The 16,296-nt window shown below is 56.8% G+C and carries 20 protein-coding genes and 1 pseudogene; 20 read left to right on the top strand and 1 reads right to left on the bottom strand.

Annotation, left to right across the window (positions count from 1 at the left end; all coding sequences use genetic code 11):
* Positions 1-308: 308 nt before the first annotated feature.
* The 20 genes and pseudogenes from C2U41_RS26640 to C2U41_RS26525 all read left to right on the top strand — a co-directional run bounded on the left by C2U41_RS26640 (position 309) and on the right by C2U41_RS26525 (position 15,262).
* Positions 309-1,103 (top strand): APH(3')-II family aminoglycoside O-phosphotransferase, encoded by a 795-nt coding sequence (locus C2U41_RS26640; RefSeq protein WP_000262467.1) that lies wholly within the window; start codon positions 309-311, stop codon positions 1,101-1,103.
* A gap of 26 nt (positions 1,104-1,129) precedes the next feature.
* On the top strand, positions 1,130-1,489 hold the full coding sequence (gene ble, locus C2U41_RS26635; protein WP_000349358.1) for a BLMT family bleomycin binding protein: 360 nt from the start codon (positions 1,130-1,132) through the stop codon (positions 1,487-1,489).
* Positions 1,490-1,651: 162 nt separating this feature from the next.
* Positions 1,652-2,599 (top strand): IS30-like element ISAs2 family transposase, encoded by a 948-nt coding sequence (locus C2U41_RS26625; protein WP_019706001.1) that lies wholly within the window; start codon positions 1,652-1,654, stop codon positions 2,597-2,599.
* Between the two features lie 82 nt (positions 2,600-2,681).
* A complete protein-coding gene (locus tag C2U41_RS26620) occupies positions 2,682-3,830 on the top strand; it encodes a cephalosporin-hydrolyzing class C beta-lactamase FOX-5 (RefSeq protein ID WP_016809943.1) in 1,149 nt (382 codons plus the stop codon).
* A 324-nt stretch (positions 3,831-4,154) separates the two neighbouring features.
* Positions 4,155-5,327: an MFS transporter gene (locus C2U41_RS26615; RefSeq protein WP_016809944.1), complete on the top strand. Its 1,173-nt coding sequence runs from the start codon at positions 4,155-4,157 to the stop codon at positions 5,325-5,327.
* 18 nt (positions 5,328-5,345) lie between these two features.
* Positions 5,346-6,308, top strand: coding sequence for an HTH-type transcriptional regulator YidZ (gene yidZ / locus C2U41_RS26610; protein WP_016809945.1), 963 nt, complete (start codon positions 5,346-5,348; stop codon positions 6,306-6,308).
* Positions 6,309-6,919: 611 nt separating this feature from the next.
* Entirely contained in the window at positions 6,920-7,867 is a 948-nt protein-coding gene (locus C2U41_RS26600; RefSeq protein ID WP_019706001.1) for an IS30-like element ISAs2 family transposase, read from the top strand.
* An 82-nt stretch (positions 7,868-7,949) separates the two neighbouring features.
* Entirely contained in the window at positions 7,950-8,198 is a 249-nt protein-coding gene (locus C2U41_RS26595; protein ID WP_012585400.1) for a type II toxin-antitoxin system YafQ family toxin, read from the top strand.
* Positions 8,199-8,324: 126 nt separating this feature from the next.
* Entirely contained in the window at positions 8,325-8,900 is a 576-nt protein-coding gene (locus C2U41_RS26590) for a recombinase family protein (protein WP_001173919.1), read from the top strand.
* A gap of 492 nt (positions 8,901-9,392) precedes the next feature.
* Positions 9,393-9,545 (top strand): hypothetical protein, encoded by a 153-nt coding sequence (locus C2U41_RS29395; protein WP_016808107.1) that lies wholly within the window; start codon positions 9,393-9,395, stop codon positions 9,543-9,545.
* 101 nt (positions 9,546-9,646) lie between these two features.
* A complete protein-coding gene (locus C2U41_RS26585; RefSeq protein ID WP_019706040.1) occupies positions 9,647-10,483 on the top strand; it encodes an IS5-like element ISEc61 family transposase in 837 nt (278 codons plus the stop codon).
* Between the two features lie 223 nt (positions 10,484-10,706).
* Positions 10,707-11,054, top strand: a complete 348-nt coding sequence (locus C2U41_RS26575; RefSeq protein ID WP_000039129.1) for a hypothetical protein — start codon at positions 10,707-10,709, stop codon at positions 11,052-11,054.
* Positions 11,051-11,479, top strand: coding sequence for a hypothetical protein (locus tag C2U41_RS26570; RefSeq protein ID WP_000988987.1), 429 nt, complete (start codon positions 11,051-11,053; stop codon positions 11,477-11,479). Before C2U41_RS26575 ends, C2U41_RS26570 begins: the two co-directional genes overlap by 4 nt.
* A pseudogene (locus tag C2U41_RS29860) lies at positions 11,472-12,036 on the top strand (hypothetical protein). Before C2U41_RS26570 ends, C2U41_RS29860 begins: the two are co-directional and overlap by 8 nt.
* A gap of 11 nt (positions 12,037-12,047) precedes the next feature.
* Complete coding sequence (locus C2U41_RS26555) at positions 12,048-12,617, top strand: hypothetical protein (protein WP_001256128.1); 570 nt, start codon at positions 12,048-12,050, stop codon at positions 12,615-12,617.
* Between the two features lie 2 nt (positions 12,618-12,619).
* A complete protein-coding gene (locus C2U41_RS26550; RefSeq protein WP_000435224.1) occupies positions 12,620-13,165 on the top strand; it encodes a hypothetical protein in 546 nt (181 codons plus the stop codon).
* Between the two features lie 116 nt (positions 13,166-13,281).
* Positions 13,282-14,220, top strand: a complete 939-nt coding sequence (locus tag C2U41_RS26545; protein ID WP_000268395.1) for a ParB/RepB/Spo0J family partition protein — start codon at positions 13,282-13,284, stop codon at positions 14,218-14,220.
* Positions 14,220-14,417 carry a hypothetical protein gene (locus C2U41_RS26540; protein WP_000532167.1) on the top strand — a complete coding sequence of 66 codons (198 nt, stop codon included), beginning with the start codon at positions 14,220-14,222 and terminating at the stop codon, positions 14,415-14,417. The genes C2U41_RS26545 and C2U41_RS26540 overlap by 1 nt, the downstream gene beginning before the upstream one ends.
* 237 nt (positions 14,418-14,654) lie before the next feature.
* Positions 14,655-14,897 (top strand): hypothetical protein, encoded by a 243-nt coding sequence (locus tag C2U41_RS26530; RefSeq protein ID WP_001096362.1) that lies wholly within the window; start codon positions 14,655-14,657, stop codon positions 14,895-14,897.
* Positions 14,898-14,899: 2 nt separating this feature from the next.
* A complete protein-coding gene (locus C2U41_RS26525) occupies positions 14,900-15,262 on the top strand; it encodes a hypothetical protein (protein ID WP_001258027.1) in 363 nt (120 codons plus the stop codon).
* Positions 15,263-15,526: 264 nt separating this feature from the next.
* Here C2U41_RS26525 and istB read toward each other — a convergent pair whose 3' ends face one another.
* Positions 15,527-16,282 carry an IS21-like element ISAs29 family helper ATPase IstB gene (gene istB, locus C2U41_RS26515; RefSeq protein WP_000194038.1) on the bottom strand — a complete coding sequence of 252 codons (756 nt, stop codon included), beginning with the start codon at positions 16,280-16,282 and terminating at the stop codon, positions 15,527-15,529.
* Positions 16,283-16,296 lie beyond the last annotated feature (14 nt).

Genomic DNA, 16,296 nt, shown 5'->3' with positions numbered 1-16,296 from the left:
ATCTAGTGACATCACGGGGCCGACGCGCGGGGGTTCGCTGACCGCTGTTCAGTCAACAAACAGGTTTAGTAAGTGCAACCGAGCAATCACCGCGTGCGCGCCAAAACCGAAAGCCGCTGGTGCGTGCAAGGCGGAGTTGATGAACGGAGCGGAGACCATCCTCCTGGATCAAGGTGTCGGAACCACCACAATCGATGCTTGGTCCGATCTGACAGCAGTTCCAGACATATGTAGAAGCCAAGTGCTGATCTGGTTTTCGCTTTGCACTGCCACATTCGATAATTCAGCAGATTAAATCAGGAGTTGGAATGGTATATGGAGAATGCATGAGTGTTCAAATTCCAACTCCCTGGATGGAGAAACTCTCGGCCTATGATTGGGCACAACAGACCACCGGCTGTTCCGAAGCGTCCGTGTTCCGCGGCGCGGCGCCGGGAAAGTCGACTCTGTTCGTCAAGACGGAGCCGGGAGGCCCGCTTAGTGAGCTGCAGGACGAGGCGGCGCGGCTGCGCTGGCTGGCTACGACGGGCCTCCCCTGTGCCCAAGTGCTTGATGCCGCCCATGAAGCGGGACGGGACTGGCTGCTGTTGAGTGCCGTGCCGGGAGAGGACCTGCTGTCGTCGCCCATCGATCCGGTCGAGAAAGTCACCATCATAGCCGATGTCTTGCGGCAACTGCATGGGCTTGATCCCGTTACCTGCCCATTCGACCATAGAGCGGAACATCGTATCGAGCGGGCACGCGCCCGGATGCAGGCGGGCCTTGTCGATCAGGACGATCTCGATGACGAGCATCAGGGGCTTGAACCGGCGGAGCTGTTCGCCCGCCTTCAAGCGCGCGGGCCGGCTTATGAAGATTTGGTTGTCACGCATGGCGATGCGTGCCTGCCGAACATCATGGTCGAGAATGGCCGCTTCTCCGGTTTCATCGACTGCGGCCGATTGGGAGTGGCTGATCGCTACCAGGACCTGGCGCTCGCCACCCGCGACGTTGCGGAGGAGTTGGGGGACGAATGGGTCCAACCCTTCCTCGACCGCTACGGGATCGGTCGGCTCGATCCGGACCGTGTGGCTTTCTATCGGCTGCTCGACGAATTCTATTGACGGAGATACTTCGGGGCCTTGCGACGATGGACCATGCGACACCCAACCTGCCCTCGAGGGACTTCGACGCCACGGTCGCGTTCTACGAGCGATTGGGGTTTCGATTGAGGTTTCGGGACACGGGTTGGATGATCCTCGAGCGCGGAGGTCTAGTGTTGGAGTTCCTCCGCCACCCTGAGCTCGATCCGTTGACGAGTTGGTTCAGCTGCTGCCTGCGGCTGGACGACCTCGCGGGGTTCTACGCTCATTGCGAAGCCGCGGGTATCACCGAAGCAACCAAAGGATATCCGCGCCTCCATGCGCCGCAGGCCCAAGAGTGGGGCGGGACAATGGCTGCCTTGATCGACCTCGACGGGACACTGCTGCGGTTGATTGCGAACCGATAGCCGCGGAGGCTTCCGAAAGAGAGAGCGGACATCCCACCCAGGATTTCATCGTCGCTTCGGGAATTCAGATAATAAGTGCGACACTCATGGATGAATGGCGAGAGGTGGCCAACTGCTGATTGGTGGTACCCTTCTGCTCGCCAAAGTAAAAGCAGTATCACCATGAGCTATCAGCAGTTGACCGAGGGGCAACGATACCAGTTATCGGTGCTTCGCGCACAGGGGATGTCCATCCTTGCCACCGCACGCGCCATTGGCGTTCATCGCTCCACCCTCTACCGGGAGCTGCGTCGTAACGCCGGGCCGCAGGGCTACCAGCCAGACAATGCGCATCAGCACGCCACCCACCGACGGGCCAGTGCGGCCAAATCTCGGCTATCTGCCGATGTCATCCAGTTTGTCGAGCTGACACTCGCCTGGTGGTGGAGCCCGGAGCAGATAAGCGCGGTGGGCAAGCAGATAGGCCTCATGGTGAGTCACGAGTGGATATACCGCCATGTGGCCGCCGACAAAGCCCGGGGTGGCCAGTTGTACCGCCATCTGCGCCAGGGCCACAAGCGCTACCGCAAGGGGGCGAGCAGCCTGCGTTCTCCCATCAAGGAAGCCCGCTCTATTGATGAACGGCCGGCTATCGTCGATAGCCGGGAGCGGCTCGGTGATTGGGAGGCGGACACGGTGCTGGGCAAGCAAGGCACAGGTGCACTGGTCACCCTGGTGGAGCGCAAGAGCCGGCTCTATCTGGTCAAGCGGGTCGCGAGCAAACAGGCTGGGGTGGTGCGGGATGCGATAATCGAGATGTTAACGCCCTACATCGAGCAGGTGCATACCATCACCTTTGACAACGGCGGCGAGTTTGCCGAACACAAGGCGATAGAGGAAGCGCTGGGTGCCGAGACTTACTTTGCGCACCCTTACTCTTCGTGGGAGCGCGGTCTGAACGAGAACAGCAATGGGCTGTTGAGGCAGTTTATCCCAAAGGGAACAGACCTGAGAGAGGTCACGGACGAGGATGTCAGGAGAGCGGAGCAGTGGCTCAACCTACGACCTCGGAAATGTCTCGGATTCAGGCAGCCTGTCAAGGTATTCGAAGAGTACCGTCAGGCGGCATAGGCGAGTGTCGCACTTCGAAGTTGAATTCGCGATACATCTTGTTTATGCTAATGCCAATTTCATTCACCACGAGAATAGCCATATGCAACAACGGCGTGCGTTCGCGCTACTGACGCTGGGTAGCCTGCTGTTAGCCCCTTGTACTTATGCCAGCGGGGAGGCTCCGTTGACCGCCGCTGTGGACGGCATTATCCAGCCGATGCTCAAGGCGTATCGGATCCCGGGGATGGCGGTCGCCGTACTGAAAGATGGCAAAGCCCACTATTTCAACTATGGGGTTGCCAACCGGGAGAGTGGCCAGCGCGTCAGCGAGCAGACCCTGTTCGAGATTGGCTCGGTCAGCAAGACCCTGACTGCGACCCTCGGTGCCTATGCCGCGGTCAAGGGGGGCTTTGAGCTGGATGACAAGGTGAGCCAGCACGCCCCCTGGCTCAAAGGTTCCGCCTTGGATGGTGTGACCATGGCCGAGCTTGCCACCTACAGTGCGGGTGGTTTGCCGCTGCAGTTCCCCGATGAGGTGGATTCGAATGACAAGATGCGCACTTACTATCGGAGCTGGTCACCGGTTTATCCGGCGGGGACCCATCGCCAGTATTCCAACCCCAGCATCGGCCTGTTTGGTCACCTGGCCGCAAATAGTCTGGGCCAGCCATTTGAGCAACTGATGAGCCAGACCCTGCTGCCCAAGCTGGGTTTGCACCACACCTATATCCAGGTACCGGAGTCGGCTATGGTGAACTATGCCTACGGCTATTCGAAGGAAGATAAGCCCGTCCGGGTCACTCCGGGCGTGCTGGCAGCCGAGGCTTACGGGATCAAGACCGGCTCGGCGGATCTGCTGAAGTTTGCCGAGGCAAACATGGGGTATCAGGGAGATGCCGCGGTAAAAAGCGCGATCGCGCTGACCCACACCGGTTTCTACTCGGTGGGAGACATGACCCAGGGACTGGGCTGGGAGAGTTACGCCTATCCGGTGACCGAGCAGACATTGCTGGCGGGTAACGCACCGGCGGTGAGCTTCCAGGCCAATCCGGTTACGCGCTTTGCGGTGCCCAAGGCGATGGGCGAGCAGCGGCTCTATAACAAGACGGGCTCGACTGGCGGCTTTGGCGCCTATGTGGCGTTCGTGCCCGCCAGAGGGATCGCCATCGTCATGCTGGCCAATCGCAACTATCCCATCGAGGCCAGGGTGAAGGCGGCTCACGCCATCCTGAGTCAGTTGGCCGAGTGATCGGCCGAGTTCAAGGTCTCCAAATTTGACTGTTACGCCGGGGCAACCCCGGCGTCACTGCGGGTATGCCCATCTCCGGGAATCGTGCTGTGGTGGAGCTTGCTGCCTAAATGGCTCGATGTTAGAAACAAAATTTCCTGATTGGAATGTACCGATCGCCATCTCTTCACTAGGTGCAGGAGAGGGCCCACCATATAGTTCCCCCCATTGCGGCACTGTCCGCAGCCATGTTCATTACGTTCGTTACCACCTTGGCTCTGCCCACTCTTCGCCTGTTGCTGCCATCTGGCGGGGGCTGGCGGGTCAATCTGTTATGGAGCATCCATGCCTGTATTCCTGTTGTGCAGTTTTCTGATGATCATCCTCTATCCGGTTGGGATCGATCTCTATCTGGTCGCCGTGCCCCAGATTGCCGATACCCTGCAGGCGAGCGAGGCGCAGATCCACACCGCCTTCTCCATCTATCTGTTCGGTATGGCGGCGACCGTGCTGCTGGGGGGAATGATTGCCGATCGCTACGGGCGGCGCTGGGTAGTGCTGGGGGGGGCGCTGATTTTTGTCATCGCCTCGCTGGTGGCGGGTCATGCCGAGGGGATCAACCAGTTCTACCTCGGTCGTTTCTGGCAGGGGGTCGGGGCCGGTGCGCTCTATATCATGACCTTTACCGTGCTGCGGGATGTGCTGAGTCAGGATCGGCTGGCGATGGCGCTCTCGATGATCAACGGGGTGATCTGTGTGATCCCGGTGCTGGCGCCGGTGCTTGGTTATCTCATCCTGTCCCATTTTGACTGGCGCGGGATCTTCGTGGCGATGGCGCTGGTGGCGGCCGTCAGTGGTCTGGTTAACCTGCTGCTGCTCAAGGAGACCCGTCCGGTGCGGCAACCGGGGAGTGGCGCAGCGCTGCCCTTTGCCCTGCTGCGCTCCCCGCGCTTTATGTTGCTCTCCCTGCTGACCAGTGCCAGCGTGACCTCCATTCTGGTCTATGTCAGCGTCTCGCCGCTGATCCTGATGAAGGAGTTTGGCTTCACGACCGAGCAGTACTCCATCGTGATGATGGTGATGGCCGGGGTGAGCATGTCTACTTCTTTCCTGACCCCTCTGCTGTTGCGCCGTTTGGGCACGCAGAAGGTGCTGGCGGTGTCTCATCTCACCTATCTACTGGCGGCGTGCTCACTGCTCGGCAGTTGGCAGGCGGGGGGCGATATCCATCTGTTGCTGCCGGGGTTTGCGCTGGTTTGTGTCGGCTTTTCCTGTGGCTTCGGGGTAGCGATGGGGGAGGCGCTCGATGGTTGCCAGCATAACGTGGCCTTTGCCAGCGCCGTGCTCTGCATCATGCAGATCAGCCTCTCCGGCCTCTATATCTGGTTGCTTGGCCGGCTCGGCTTTACTTCGTCCGAGATGCTGATCTATGCCCTGCTGCTGGCACTGCTCAGTTACCTGGCCGTCAAAGGGCTGGTACCATGGCTCGCGGTCCGTGAAGCGCGGTCGCAGGGCTGATGGAAGATGAGAGGGGATATGCGCAATCTGGGTGAACTCGATTTGAACCTGCTGGTGGTCTTCAAGTACCTGATGCAGGAGCACAGTGTGGCAGGGGCGGCCAAAAAGCTCTGCGTCACCCCGTCGGCGGTGAGCAAGTCTCTGGCCAAGTTGCGGGAGTGGTTTGACGATCCCCTGTTTGTGCGGGTGCGGCAGGGGTTGCAGCCGACCAACCTCTCCCTGACCCTGGAGGAGGAGCTGAAGGTCTGGTTCCAGCTCACCGACAGCATCACCTCGCTCAATAGCGATGCGATCCCCGACGGTGCCCGCTTTACGCTGGTGATGGAGTCCCCCTTCTACATCAGCTTCCTGAGCGATCTGCCCATGACCATCTATGAGAAGTACCCGAAATCGGTGGTCAGGATGCTGGGGTGGGATCACCACTCCCTCAACGACATCGTCAATGGCGATGCGGATCTCGGTTTCTGCGCCCGCGAAACCCATGGCCGCTCCCGGGCCAAGGTCAACCGCTTGCCTTATTACATCGATCACGAGGTGCTGTTTACCGATCGCCCGGTGGTCTTTCTGCGCAAGGATCACCCCCTGCTCGAGCAGAAGTGGTCGCTGGAGAACTTTCTGGCCTGCCCCCAGATCAGCATGGTGTGGGAAGCGAACGATACCTGGGCCCTCGACAGTCTGCTGGAGGATGAGGGGCTGAAGCGGGAAGTGCCCATCATGGTCGCCAGTTTCGAGCAGGCGCTGCATATTGCCTCCCAGTCGAGCCACGAACTGATCGCGGTGGCCCCTTCCTACTGTGGTGGTTATGCCAGCCGGCATCACGGCAATCTGATCGCCATGCCGCTGCCGCTGCCCGAGAAGCTCTACGCCCAGCTGGAGATCGCCTTCATCCTGTTGTGGCACAAACGGCACAATCAGGATGCCAAGGTGATGTGGCTGCGTAACGAGATCCGGCGACTCTATAACGACGAATTGCCACGTTAATGTGGCAGTGACAATACCTATTGATTAGCCGGAGCCAGCTGTTTCGGCTTGTTATTGATTATTTAACCGGCGGTGATGATGGCGATGGATCATTCGGTCGTCTGTTTTCTATCCAAACAATATCGCAACATAATTTCTGAAATGGAATGTTCTGACTTCTGCTTTTGCTGTAGACGCCAGCATGGGGCCGTTAGATACTGCGATTTATAACAAGAAAGGCTAACTTGCATTCAATCCCTATTGAGGGGATGCAAGAGGTCGTACATTAAAATTGGCTTGAACAAACATCATTGCTCTGCGTTAACACGGGAAGTGTGGCATATGATGCTGATAAAAAAACCTCATCATATATATCATTTTTAATTTTTACGGTCGAGGCACTGCCATCCAAATATTGGCTGTGCCATATCTGGCAGTCAAAATTTGATGATATTATTGGCAGCACCAGCAAGGTAGTTCAAATGTTTAATTACAAAACGATCATTATCGTCTGCTTGATGGTTGTTCGGGAATTCAGATAATAAGTGCGACACTCATGGATGAATGGCGAGAGGTGGCCAACTGCTGATTGGTGGTACCCTTCTGCTCGCCAAAGTAAAAGCAGTATCACCATGAGCTATCAGCAGTTGACCGAGGGGCAACGATACCAGTTATCGGTGCTTCGCGCACAGGGGATGTCCATCCTTGCCACCGCACGCGCCATTGGCGTTCATCGCTCCACCCTCTACCGGGAGCTGCGTCGTAACGCCGGGCCGCAGGGCTACCAGCCAGACAATGCGCATCAGCACGCCACCCACCGACGGGCCAGTGCGGCCAAATCTCGGCTATCTGCCGATGTCATCCAGTTTGTCGAGCTGACACTCGCCTGGTGGTGGAGCCCGGAGCAGATAAGCGCGGTGGGCAAGCAGATAGGCCTCATGGTGAGTCACGAGTGGATATACCGCCATGTGGCCGCCGACAAAGCCCGGGGTGGCCAGTTGTACCGCCATCTGCGCCAGGGCCACAAGCGCTACCGCAAGGGGGCGAGCAGCCTGCGTTCTCCCATCAAGGAAGCCCGCTCTATTGATGAACGGCCGGCTATCGTCGATAGCCGGGAGCGGCTCGGTGATTGGGAGGCGGACACGGTGCTGGGCAAGCAAGGCACAGGTGCACTGGTCACCCTGGTGGAGCGCAAGAGCCGGCTCTATCTGGTCAAGCGGGTCGCGAGCAAACAGGCTGGGGTGGTGCGGGATGCGATAATCGAGATGTTAACGCCCTACATCGAGCAGGTGCATACCATCACCTTTGACAACGGCGGCGAGTTTGCCGAACACAAGGCGATAGAGGAAGCGCTGGGTGCCGAGACTTACTTTGCGCACCCTTACTCTTCGTGGGAGCGCGGTCTGAACGAGAACAGCAATGGGCTGTTGAGGCAGTTTATCCCAAAGGGAACAGACCTGAGAGAGGTCACGGACGAGGATGTCAGGAGAGCGGAGCAGTGGCTCAACCTACGACCTCGGAAATGTCTCGGATTCAGGCAGCCTGTCAAGGTATTCGAAGAGTACCGTCAGGCGGCATAGGCGAGTGTCGCACTTCGAAGTTGAATTCGCGCTGTCATTTTCAGAAGACGACTGCACCAGACAACGCGGTTTGAAGGCTGTTGTGCAGTCGTCTATTGAACGAACAGTATCAGGAGTCCGCTGCACGAATGATGACCTCAAGCCGGTTCTGGTCGCGCTGGCGACCGATCAGCCCCTGGATGTGCGATACCGCGACCACGATCTTTCCGGCGATTGGGCGGGCTACCGCGAATGCCACATCAAGCCCGACCTGCTGCTGATCTACCGCAAGTCCGACGCCGACACCCTGCGACTGGCGCGGCTTGGCTCCCATAGCGAGCTGTTCGGCTGATGCCAGTCGCCTTGTCCGCCAAACGATCATTAGGCGGCCAAACCGGACGCCTGTCCGAAAACATCTTGCGCAACGGGATGACGGACAATAAGATAGGCGGACGGTATAACGGACAAATGGGCGGAAATGGCACTCATCGGCTATGCGCGGGTATCGACGGCGGAACAGGACACCGCCTTGCAGACGGATGCGCTGCGCAATGCAGGCTGCGAACGGGTTTTCGAGGACACGGCATCCGGGGCCAAGGCAGACCGGCCCGGCTTGGCCGATGCGCTGGCTTATCTGCGCGATGGCGATGTGCTGGTCGTCTGGCGGCTGGATCGGCTTGGCCGCTCCCTGCCGCACCTGATTGAGACGGTCGGCAAGCTGGAAGCACGGGGCGTCGGCTTCCGCTCGTTGACTGAAAACATCGACACCACCACGCCGGGCGGACGGCTCATCTTCCATGTGTTCGGTGCGCTGGGCCAGTTCGAGCGCGACCTGATCCGCGAGCGCACCAAGGCCGGGTTGACCGCTGCCGCCGCACGCGGGCGCAAAGGCGGACGCAAGCCGGTTGTCACTGCCGACAAGTTGCAACGAGCGCGGGAGCTTGTCGCCAACGGCTTGAATGTCCGCGAGGCCGCCGCACGCCTCAAGGTAGGAAAAACCGCTCTCTACGCTGCCTTGCAGGCGGCCAGTTCTGGCAGTGCAGCCGACTCCTGATATTTCGTGCAGTCGCCTTCTGAAAACGACATCCGCGGCAGTGCTGGTATGGCATGTTGCTTTCTCGAAAACCACTCTCGTATTGCACGGCTGAAACAGCCGAGTTTCGAGAATCACGAAAATGCGGTTTCCAGAGGTGTGGGGCTTGCGCAAAGCCTTGCCGTTGTTGGGGCTCGCATTCCTTAACGTACTTTAAATTCCGAATTCTGAAGCGACCCCATATAGCCTGAAGGTTATCCCTCTCGAATTCCTATGCAGTGGCATCCTAGAAATGGCTGCGCACTGGAGCGCCGAGGGAGCGCTCATCGGAAATGGCTGGCAATGATCGGGGCAGGAAGAATCAGAACGAGGCGCCGCGCCCTCAGAACGAGCCAGGTGGGGGTGGGCTTGGCTTGTTGCTTGTCCTTGCAATTACGGCGATCGGCGTCGGGTATGTTGGCTACCGGCTGACTCTCGTCTTCCGCCTGATCTAAAGAACGATCCTAGCGTGTTATGCGGTTAGACGAGCAGTCGCGAGAGCACATTGGACGCTATGGCATCAAGCTGGTCGTCGCTGCGGCAATCGCTTACATTCTGAAGAGCGAGAATTTCCTTGCAACCTTTGCGTTGTGGACCGGCATATACGGCGTAATGGCCGTCGCTTAGAGCCCGATCCGAAATTAAGTTGAGTGGTGTCAGCGTGTTAGCTTGACGCTGTGCCCGATCATTGATTCAGCGGTTTTGCAACGAACCGAGGGAAATCAACGATGTGGACCGACACCACTCGCGCGCATCATGCCCGCGCGGGGCTGGCTTTGCCAAGCGATTTGACCGATGCCGAATGGGCGGTGCTGGAGCCATTCTTTCCGCCGCCGTCGCGTGTCGGCCGTCCGCGCAAATGGCCGATACGGCGGATTGTCGAGGCGATCCTCTACCTGTTGCGCGGCGGGCTGCCGTGGCGGATGCTGCCGCCGTGCTTTCCGCCGGTCTCGACGGTGCGGCGCTGGTTCTACCTGTGGCGCGACAACGGGCTATGGCGAGGTCTCAACCATGACCTGCTGATGACCGCGCGCGAAGCCCATGGCCGCGAGGCTTCGCCCAGTGCCGGGGTGATCGACAGTCAGAGCGTCAAAACCACCGAATCCGGCGGGCCGCGCGGCTATGACGCGGGCAAGAAGATCAAGGGCCGCAAGCGCCATATCCTGACCGATACCGAGGGCAACCTGGTTCATGCCGTGGTCCATACGGCCGATATCCAGGATCGCGATGGAGCGCCGCTGGTGCTGGCCGGGATCGTCAACCGCTTCCCATGGCTGCGCCACCTGTTCGCCGACGGCGGCTATGCCGGTGACAAGCTCAGGGACGCGCTCCGCAAGATCGGCACGTGGACGCTCGATATCGTCAAGCGCTCCAACAAGACCAAAGGCTTCCAGGTGCTGCCCCGCCGCTGGGTCGTCGAGCGCACCCTCGCATGGCTCAGCCGGAACCGGCGCCTTGCCAAGGACTTCGAGCAGACCATCGCATCGGCCACCGCATGGCTCTTCATCGCCTCCATCCAACTCTTCACGAGACGAATCGCAAGATTATCAAATTACACAGGATAATTTCGAATCAGACTCTAAGAGAAGCCCGACGTGCAGAAAGGGCTGAACGACCAAGCAATGAGCCTCCCTCAGTGGATGAACTCCGTGAGCGCCAGCAACAAAACACAGAAAGAGAACCGGTGGTTGTCAGCTCATCAGCTCCGGCACCAAAGGTGCAAAAGGAAGAGCCAATCGAAGTACAGCCAGGCAAGCGCAAAATTATTTTGGATTAGTGGGGTCGGTTATGAGCAAAAAGCGCATCGTAATCAAAAATGGTGAGGTCTGCGGGTTTGCCGATGAGGTTTCCTTCAAAGGCCTTGAAGTGCAGGAATACAGTAAAACAAGGGTTTCGCGCATCGTGCCGACGAGCGGCATTCTAATGATTGCGTTCTATGTTATTCGCGGACTTTGTTCAGACGAGTCAAAGATTGCGGCATGGACTCGTGTTTGGCGTTGCCAGTGGAAGGTGCTGATCGACGGTAAAAGCTATGGCCCATTCAGCAGTCGTGCGGATGCTATCTCGTTCGAGAAGGACGAGATCTACAAACAAGGCAAATTCTTTGCCGATGCCACTCACGAGGCGGCAGTATGATGACACGGGCGGCTATGGCCGCTCTGTTATCCGCGTTGGTAATAGGCCTTGTGTCTGATTTGGCCGCACAAGAGCTGGTGGTAAGCCCGGTGGCTATAGACAAGTCCACTGAGGTGGAGAAAGAAGCTACCTTCCACAACCGCAAGTGGGTGTTAAGGACGGGGCAGGTTAGTGGATTCTTCATCTGCCAAGGAGATAACAAAGACATTTACTACCGGCATGACAGGGTGGGCGCTCACTGCCAGAAGACATCGACTGGGTGGCGCAATGTACTGGGTCTCAGGGACGATGTTCCGGAAGTTGAGCTGAGCGTGTACCTGGGGACCGTTGAAGGTGTCCCCGTGAAAGTCCTTCATCAGGAAGTGGATGGTTACGATCTGAAAGTGCAGTACAAGGTTGCACGTAAAGGGTCAGCAAATGAGTGAGAGTGTGCGTCGGTCAACGCCGATGGTAAAGATTAAAGTCCTGCCGAGTTTCGTAGGGGTTCCCTTCCCGTCGGTGCTACTTATCGTTGCGGGGCTCCTTAATGGCCCTTTGTGGGGCTTTGCCGCATTCGTCTTTCATATCGTCATCAAGCGGTACATCTACAGAGAATACCGGAGGTTGCCATATCCGATGCCAACCGGCTCAAGGCCTATGGATGAGTTGAGCGATCTCCTTGTAAAGGGGGATACCGGAGGAATTTTTCCGGCGGCTTGACGCAGCTTGCAGCTCTGATGCGTCAGTACAAATAACCTGCCCAAAGAAATACCGGCTGCTCAAAATGTCGTTGAATCGCTATGCCAACCGCGCTGGTTGTTACCCGCAGTTCCGGGAGGGGGATGAAATAGCGATTGAGGTAACAGAGCAGAGACCAAGAAAAGCAGGAGCAGGGAAGGGCTTTCCAAGTATTCAAGATCTGAAAGCGTCAGAGGGTGTTCTGAGTGAACCGGAGCAGCCTATCGAAATTCAGAAAGATAAGCGCAAGATTATCTTGGATTGAGGTGGGTTGGAATGCGGTCATTTTTATACAGAATATTGCTTCTTTGCTTCGTCATTATCGTCCAGATAGGGCTAATCGCCATTGATGCGAGCCCGTTGGTTGTTGCTATGTTCCTCTCGCTAACAGCTTTAGTCGCTGGGGTCTGGATGGCGTACCTTCATTCCCGATTTTTGATGGCGGTGACTCCAGTAGTTGTCTCTGTGCTAATGGCGACCCTCGCCATGAAAATGTTTGAGCCGAGACTCTTTGTTTCTGCCAGCGAAAAAGGCTGGTTCCCTTTGTCATTGTTCGTCTCGATACCGTTTTACTTCTACTTGAGTTACTTGCTTGAGATAGAGGAGAAGAGACGTACATTCCGGGCCAATGTAATTGGTTTTTTGCGTGGAGTTTCGGAAGAGATCCGTCGTTCAACTAGAGAGCATAGAGATCAAGGTGAGATAAGACACGGTGGAACAGAGCTGGGGAGTATTGACGAACTACAAAGGGGCGAGGCCAAAGAGCCAGAAGTCATCAGCTCTACATCGGACCAGAAAGAACAAGGCACTCCCAAGCGAGACAAGAGAAAAATCATTCTGGACTGAACATGGAACAAATCAGAAAAGGCTTAACCCTCGAATACGCAAAAGAGAAGCGTGAGAAGCTCTTGGCGGAGCTCAAATCAGATGAACACTACAGCCAGACTGAAACAGTAGCCTATGGGCACCACGACCCGCTCAGCGTTCCTGTGGCAGCCTGCGATAGTTGTCATGGCCGGGCGCAAATGCAGAAGGTTATAGGTCCTCCTGTGCGCTGGAATATGGTCTGCCTGGGTTGTGGGAAGGCGATCCAGCAAATCCAGAAACGACCGTGGCAAGCAGCAATGGCGTGGAACCAAATTAACTTGGGAACACAGGACTACAGACAACTGCCCCTCTTTGGACTTGGGAGTCTGTCTCTTGAGTCAGCAAGACAGAGAATGGTGGGAATACGCAGGAACCTGGAGCTGAGAAAGAGCCTCGCCGGTATCGAGAGGACGATCGCCCACAAGGAAGGTCAACGCCCACCAGGGAAAGAGTACCAGCAACGACTGGAAGCATATCTGCAATGGGCCATGCTGGCGCTGAGGTTGCTCAAAGTCAAAGCAAGTTAGTGGTGAGAAGGAAGAGAGAACCCGGTACTGTAAAGCGCCGGGTTTTTTATGCCGCCCTGTTTACAGTATCAAAAAGTGATGCTATAAAGTGAGCAAGTCACAAGGAGAACCAACGAATGGCTGTTATCAACTCACTCCGCGCTCTCAAAGGCGTAACCGCCCCCGAAGAACTGAAAAAAGGGGATGGATTCACTATCTCTCCTCAGCTTCTGCTGGAGGAAGAAGGGTTTAACACCCGTGGCGCTTTCTGCGAGAACTACTACGAGCGCCCGGACATCAAAGCTGGTATTCGAGTGCTGGCCGATGCTTACAAGCGTGGCGACTATGTTCCGCCGATCATCGTCAAAGTTATCGACGGAAAGGTGTATGTCCGTGAAGGTCATCGCCGTCGCCGCGCCATCCTGCTTGCTATCGAGGAAGGTGCCGACATCCAGTTCGTGCAGGTCGTAGAGCACAAGGGCGATGAAGCCGAACAGAGCCTTCTGATCGCCACCAGCAACGATGGGCTCCCTCTTTCTCCACTTGAGCGAGCCGTGATCTACGCTCGGCTTGCAAACTGGGGGTGGAGCGACCAGATGATTGCCCAACGTGTTGGCCGCTCGGCTGAGCACGTTCGTATCGCCCGTGCCCTTCTGGAGATGCCTCTGGAACTGAAACGGATGATTCAGGAAGGCTCTGTGGCTGCCACCTACGCTCAGGAGCTCTACAACGAGCACGGCACCAACGCTGTTGAGATCCTGAAAAAGGCGCAGGAAGAACAGGCCAATGGCAATGACGGCAAGAAGGCCCCGAAAAAACTGACCAAAAAGTCTGTCGAGAAAGGTCCCCGCCTGGGCAAAAAGGTGGTTGAAGCCATGCACCGAGGCGTGAGCTCTATTACCAGTCGTCTGGACAACATCAAGCCGAACGATGACGGTGAAACGTTCACCCTTACCCTGAGCCGGGAAGATGTTGATGCGTTTCAGGAGCTGAAAGCCAAGCTGGCGGAGCTGGAGCCCAAAACTGACGAGTCCAATGAAGACCAGCAAGAGCTGGATTTGGCGGGTAATCAGTAATGGGGCGCTGTACTGTTGAGGATGCCATCCAGTTACTGGAAGGGGGAACCATTGTTGCGGTCGTACCGGCGTCATCCGGACCAGATACGCTGGTGGTTTCCTCTATCAGGCTTGAATCCGGACTGACAGTACAGTTTTCCCCTCCAGCGGCAGCCAGTGTCAGTGTTCAGCTCGCGGAGCTCGATGATGAACAGTGACAAGAAATCGTCTGAACTAGCCAGGCTGAGGCGTCAGCATCAGCTAGTTTGCTCTGTCATCGCAGCCTTGCTCATCTGTGCAGGTATATATGGGACCGTTGCACGTTTGGGCTTCATCCTGATGGTGCCATTGTTTGTTATCGCCTTAGGTGTGTTAGTCGATGCGTTCCTGCCAAGGGTAAGTTGGTTCTTCTGTGTGCGGGACGTGAGAGACATATTTGGGTGGAGAAAACGATAGTGGCGAAGTTGAAGGTTTATGGCGGGATCACTTATGGGGTCGAGGGGCAGTTCAGAACTGTCGTTGCGGCCACAAGTAAGAGCAAGGCTGCTTCAATTCTGAATATCACGATTTACCAGATGAATAGCTGGTGGACGGAGACTTTTAACAAGTACGAGGTCGAGGCGGCGATGTCTGAGCCGGGGGCTATTTTTTCAAAGCCTCTCGATGGCAGAGGCCCATTTGTAAAGCAGGAAGGATAATTGTGAGAAGTGTTTTTGTATGGTTGAAGGCCGGGGCAATACTGGCTTTCCTATTCATCGGTATTGCTGGTGCTGTCAACCGGGTCTATTGGGTTAACAGCCAAGGTTTGAGTCAGGGGTCGATGTCATCCACATGGGTTAAAGAAAAGTTTGGCCTAGACCTTGGTGCAATGTGCCGTTATGACAAACCCCAGCATGTCGAGTTCAAAGTCCTTCCTGATCAGACAATCCAGTTCCGCTGCTCATGGTTTGAAGGTGGCGGATTAACCTGGTGGCCTTTCTACACCGAGCATGATGTAAAGAGCGCCGAGGCGACCTCTGTGCTCAATGACATCTTCCAGGGTACGGAGGGGCATGATGAGTAGCCAGCTAGAACTTTTTCATGTCCAAGAGGCGTATGCCAAGGCCGATAAGCCGCTATCGAATGAGGAGCTCTACGATTCAGTGGCAGAGCTCGCTGGAATCCCGAAAAGCGCTCTGAATGAACAAAGTGAAATTGGCAAGGCAAAGATCAAGCGGAGCAAGCTGAAAAGACAGATACGCTGGTATTGCGTATTCCGGCGAAGTTGAACAGCCATTCCGGCCAACGTGAACACCCTGATCCTTAACGCGCTCACGTCATCTCGTTTCTAACTCGACTGTTCAGATTGGGTCAACTCACTTCTCCTCTTCCTCATCGATTCTCCCTTCAGTGACAGCCGGTGAGCGTTGTGCATCAGCCGGTCCAGGATCGCATCTGCCAGGGTGTTGTCACCCAAGCTCGCGTACCACTCTTCAGTTGGCAGCTGACTGACCACTATCGTCGAGTATTTCCCATACCGATCATCCATGATCTCCAGCAGTGCGTTGCGCTGTTCGGCACTCACCGCTTCCAGTCCCCAGTCATCCAGGATCAGCAGCTCTATCCTTGCCAGTTGACCCAACAGTCTGGCGTAACTGCCATCTACCTTGGCCTGGCTCAGCTCAAGCAGCAGACGTGGCAGCCGGTAGTAACGAGTGCTATGCCCTTGCTGACAGGCTTGGTAGCCCAGCGCACAAGCCAGGTAGGTTTTTCCACAGCCACAGGGGCCGGTAATGAGCAGGTTCTGGCCCCGGCGCAGCCACTCTCCTTGGGCCAGGTTTGCTACCTGTGACCGCTCCAGGTTGCGTGCTGACTGGTAGTCCAGCTCCTGCACCGTGGCCTGGAGTTTGAGCCTTGCCTGCTTGACCAGCCGAGTTTGCTTACGCTGCTCCCGGCTCAGTTGTTCGTGTTCGACCAGCAGGCTTAGCCGCTCGATGAAGGGCAGCCCTTCGTAGGTACTCGCATGTTCCAGTTGTTGTTGCACGGCATCCGCCATGCCGGTCAGTTTCAGGTTTCTCAGGCGGGTCAGGGTTTGTTGGGTCATGGGGCGTATCCTCT

Source organism: Citrobacter freundii complex sp. CFNIH4 (genome assembly GCF_002934505.1).
In the GTDB taxonomy this organism is placed as follows: Bacteria; Pseudomonadota; Gammaproteobacteria; order Enterobacterales; family Enterobacteriaceae; genus Citrobacter; species Citrobacter freundii.
Note: the sequence above shows the minus strand (reverse complement) of the source record. Positions and strands in the feature narration are given on the sequence as shown.

Bases quoted from the DNA above. Each gene is read 5' to 3' on its own strand.
- ble (WP_000349358.1), top strand. From the start codon at position 1,130: ATGGACCATGCGACACCCAACCTGCCCTCGAGGGACTTCGACGCCACG.
- C2U41_RS26585 (WP_019706040.1), top strand. From the start codon at position 9,647: ATGTGGACCGACACCACTCGCGCGCATCATGCCCGCGCGGGGCTGGCT.
- C2U41_RS29395 (WP_016808107.1), top strand. From the start codon at position 9,393: ATGCGGTTAGACGAGCAGTCGCGAGAGCACATTGGACGCTATGGCATC.
- C2U41_RS26570 (WP_000988987.1), top strand. From the start codon at position 11,051: ATGATGACACGGGCGGCTATGGCCGCTCTGTTATCCGCGTTGGTAATA.
- C2U41_RS26555 (WP_001256128.1), top strand. From the start codon at position 12,048: ATGCGGTCATTTTTATACAGAATATTGCTTCTTTGCTTCGTCATTATC.
- C2U41_RS26545 (WP_000268395.1), top strand. From the start codon at position 13,282: ATGGCTGTTATCAACTCACTCCGCGCTCTCAAAGGCGTAACCGCCCCC.
- istB (WP_000194038.1), bottom strand. From the start codon at position 16,282: ATGACCCAACAAACCCTGACCCGCCTGAGAAACCTGAAACTGACCGGC.
- C2U41_RS26625 (WP_019706001.1), top strand. From the start codon at position 1,652: ATGAGCTATCAGCAGTTGACCGAGGGGCAACGATACCAGTTATCGGTG.
- C2U41_RS26550 (WP_000435224.1), top strand. From the start codon at position 12,620: ATGGAACAAATCAGAAAAGGCTTAACCCTCGAATACGCAAAAGAGAAG.
- C2U41_RS26575 (WP_000039129.1), top strand. From the start codon at position 10,707: ATGAGCAAAAAGCGCATCGTAATCAAAAATGGTGAGGTCTGCGGGTTT.
- C2U41_RS26590 (WP_001173919.1), top strand. From the start codon at position 8,325: ATGGCACTCATCGGCTATGCGCGGGTATCGACGGCGGAACAGGACACC.
- C2U41_RS26620 (WP_016809943.1), top strand. From the start codon at position 2,682: ATGCAACAACGGCGTGCGTTCGCGCTACTGACGCTGGGTAGCCTGCTG.
- C2U41_RS26600 (WP_019706001.1), top strand. From the start codon at position 6,920: ATGAGCTATCAGCAGTTGACCGAGGGGCAACGATACCAGTTATCGGTG.
- C2U41_RS26540 (WP_000532167.1), top strand. From the start codon at position 14,220: ATGGGGCGCTGTACTGTTGAGGATGCCATCCAGTTACTGGAAGGGGGA.
- C2U41_RS26615 (WP_016809944.1), top strand. From the start codon at position 4,155: ATGCCTGTATTCCTGTTGTGCAGTTTTCTGATGATCATCCTCTATCCG.
- yidZ (WP_016809945.1), top strand. From the start codon at position 5,346: ATGCGCAATCTGGGTGAACTCGATTTGAACCTGCTGGTGGTCTTCAAG.
- C2U41_RS26640 (WP_000262467.1), top strand. From the start codon at position 309: ATGGTATATGGAGAATGCATGAGTGTTCAAATTCCAACTCCCTGGATG.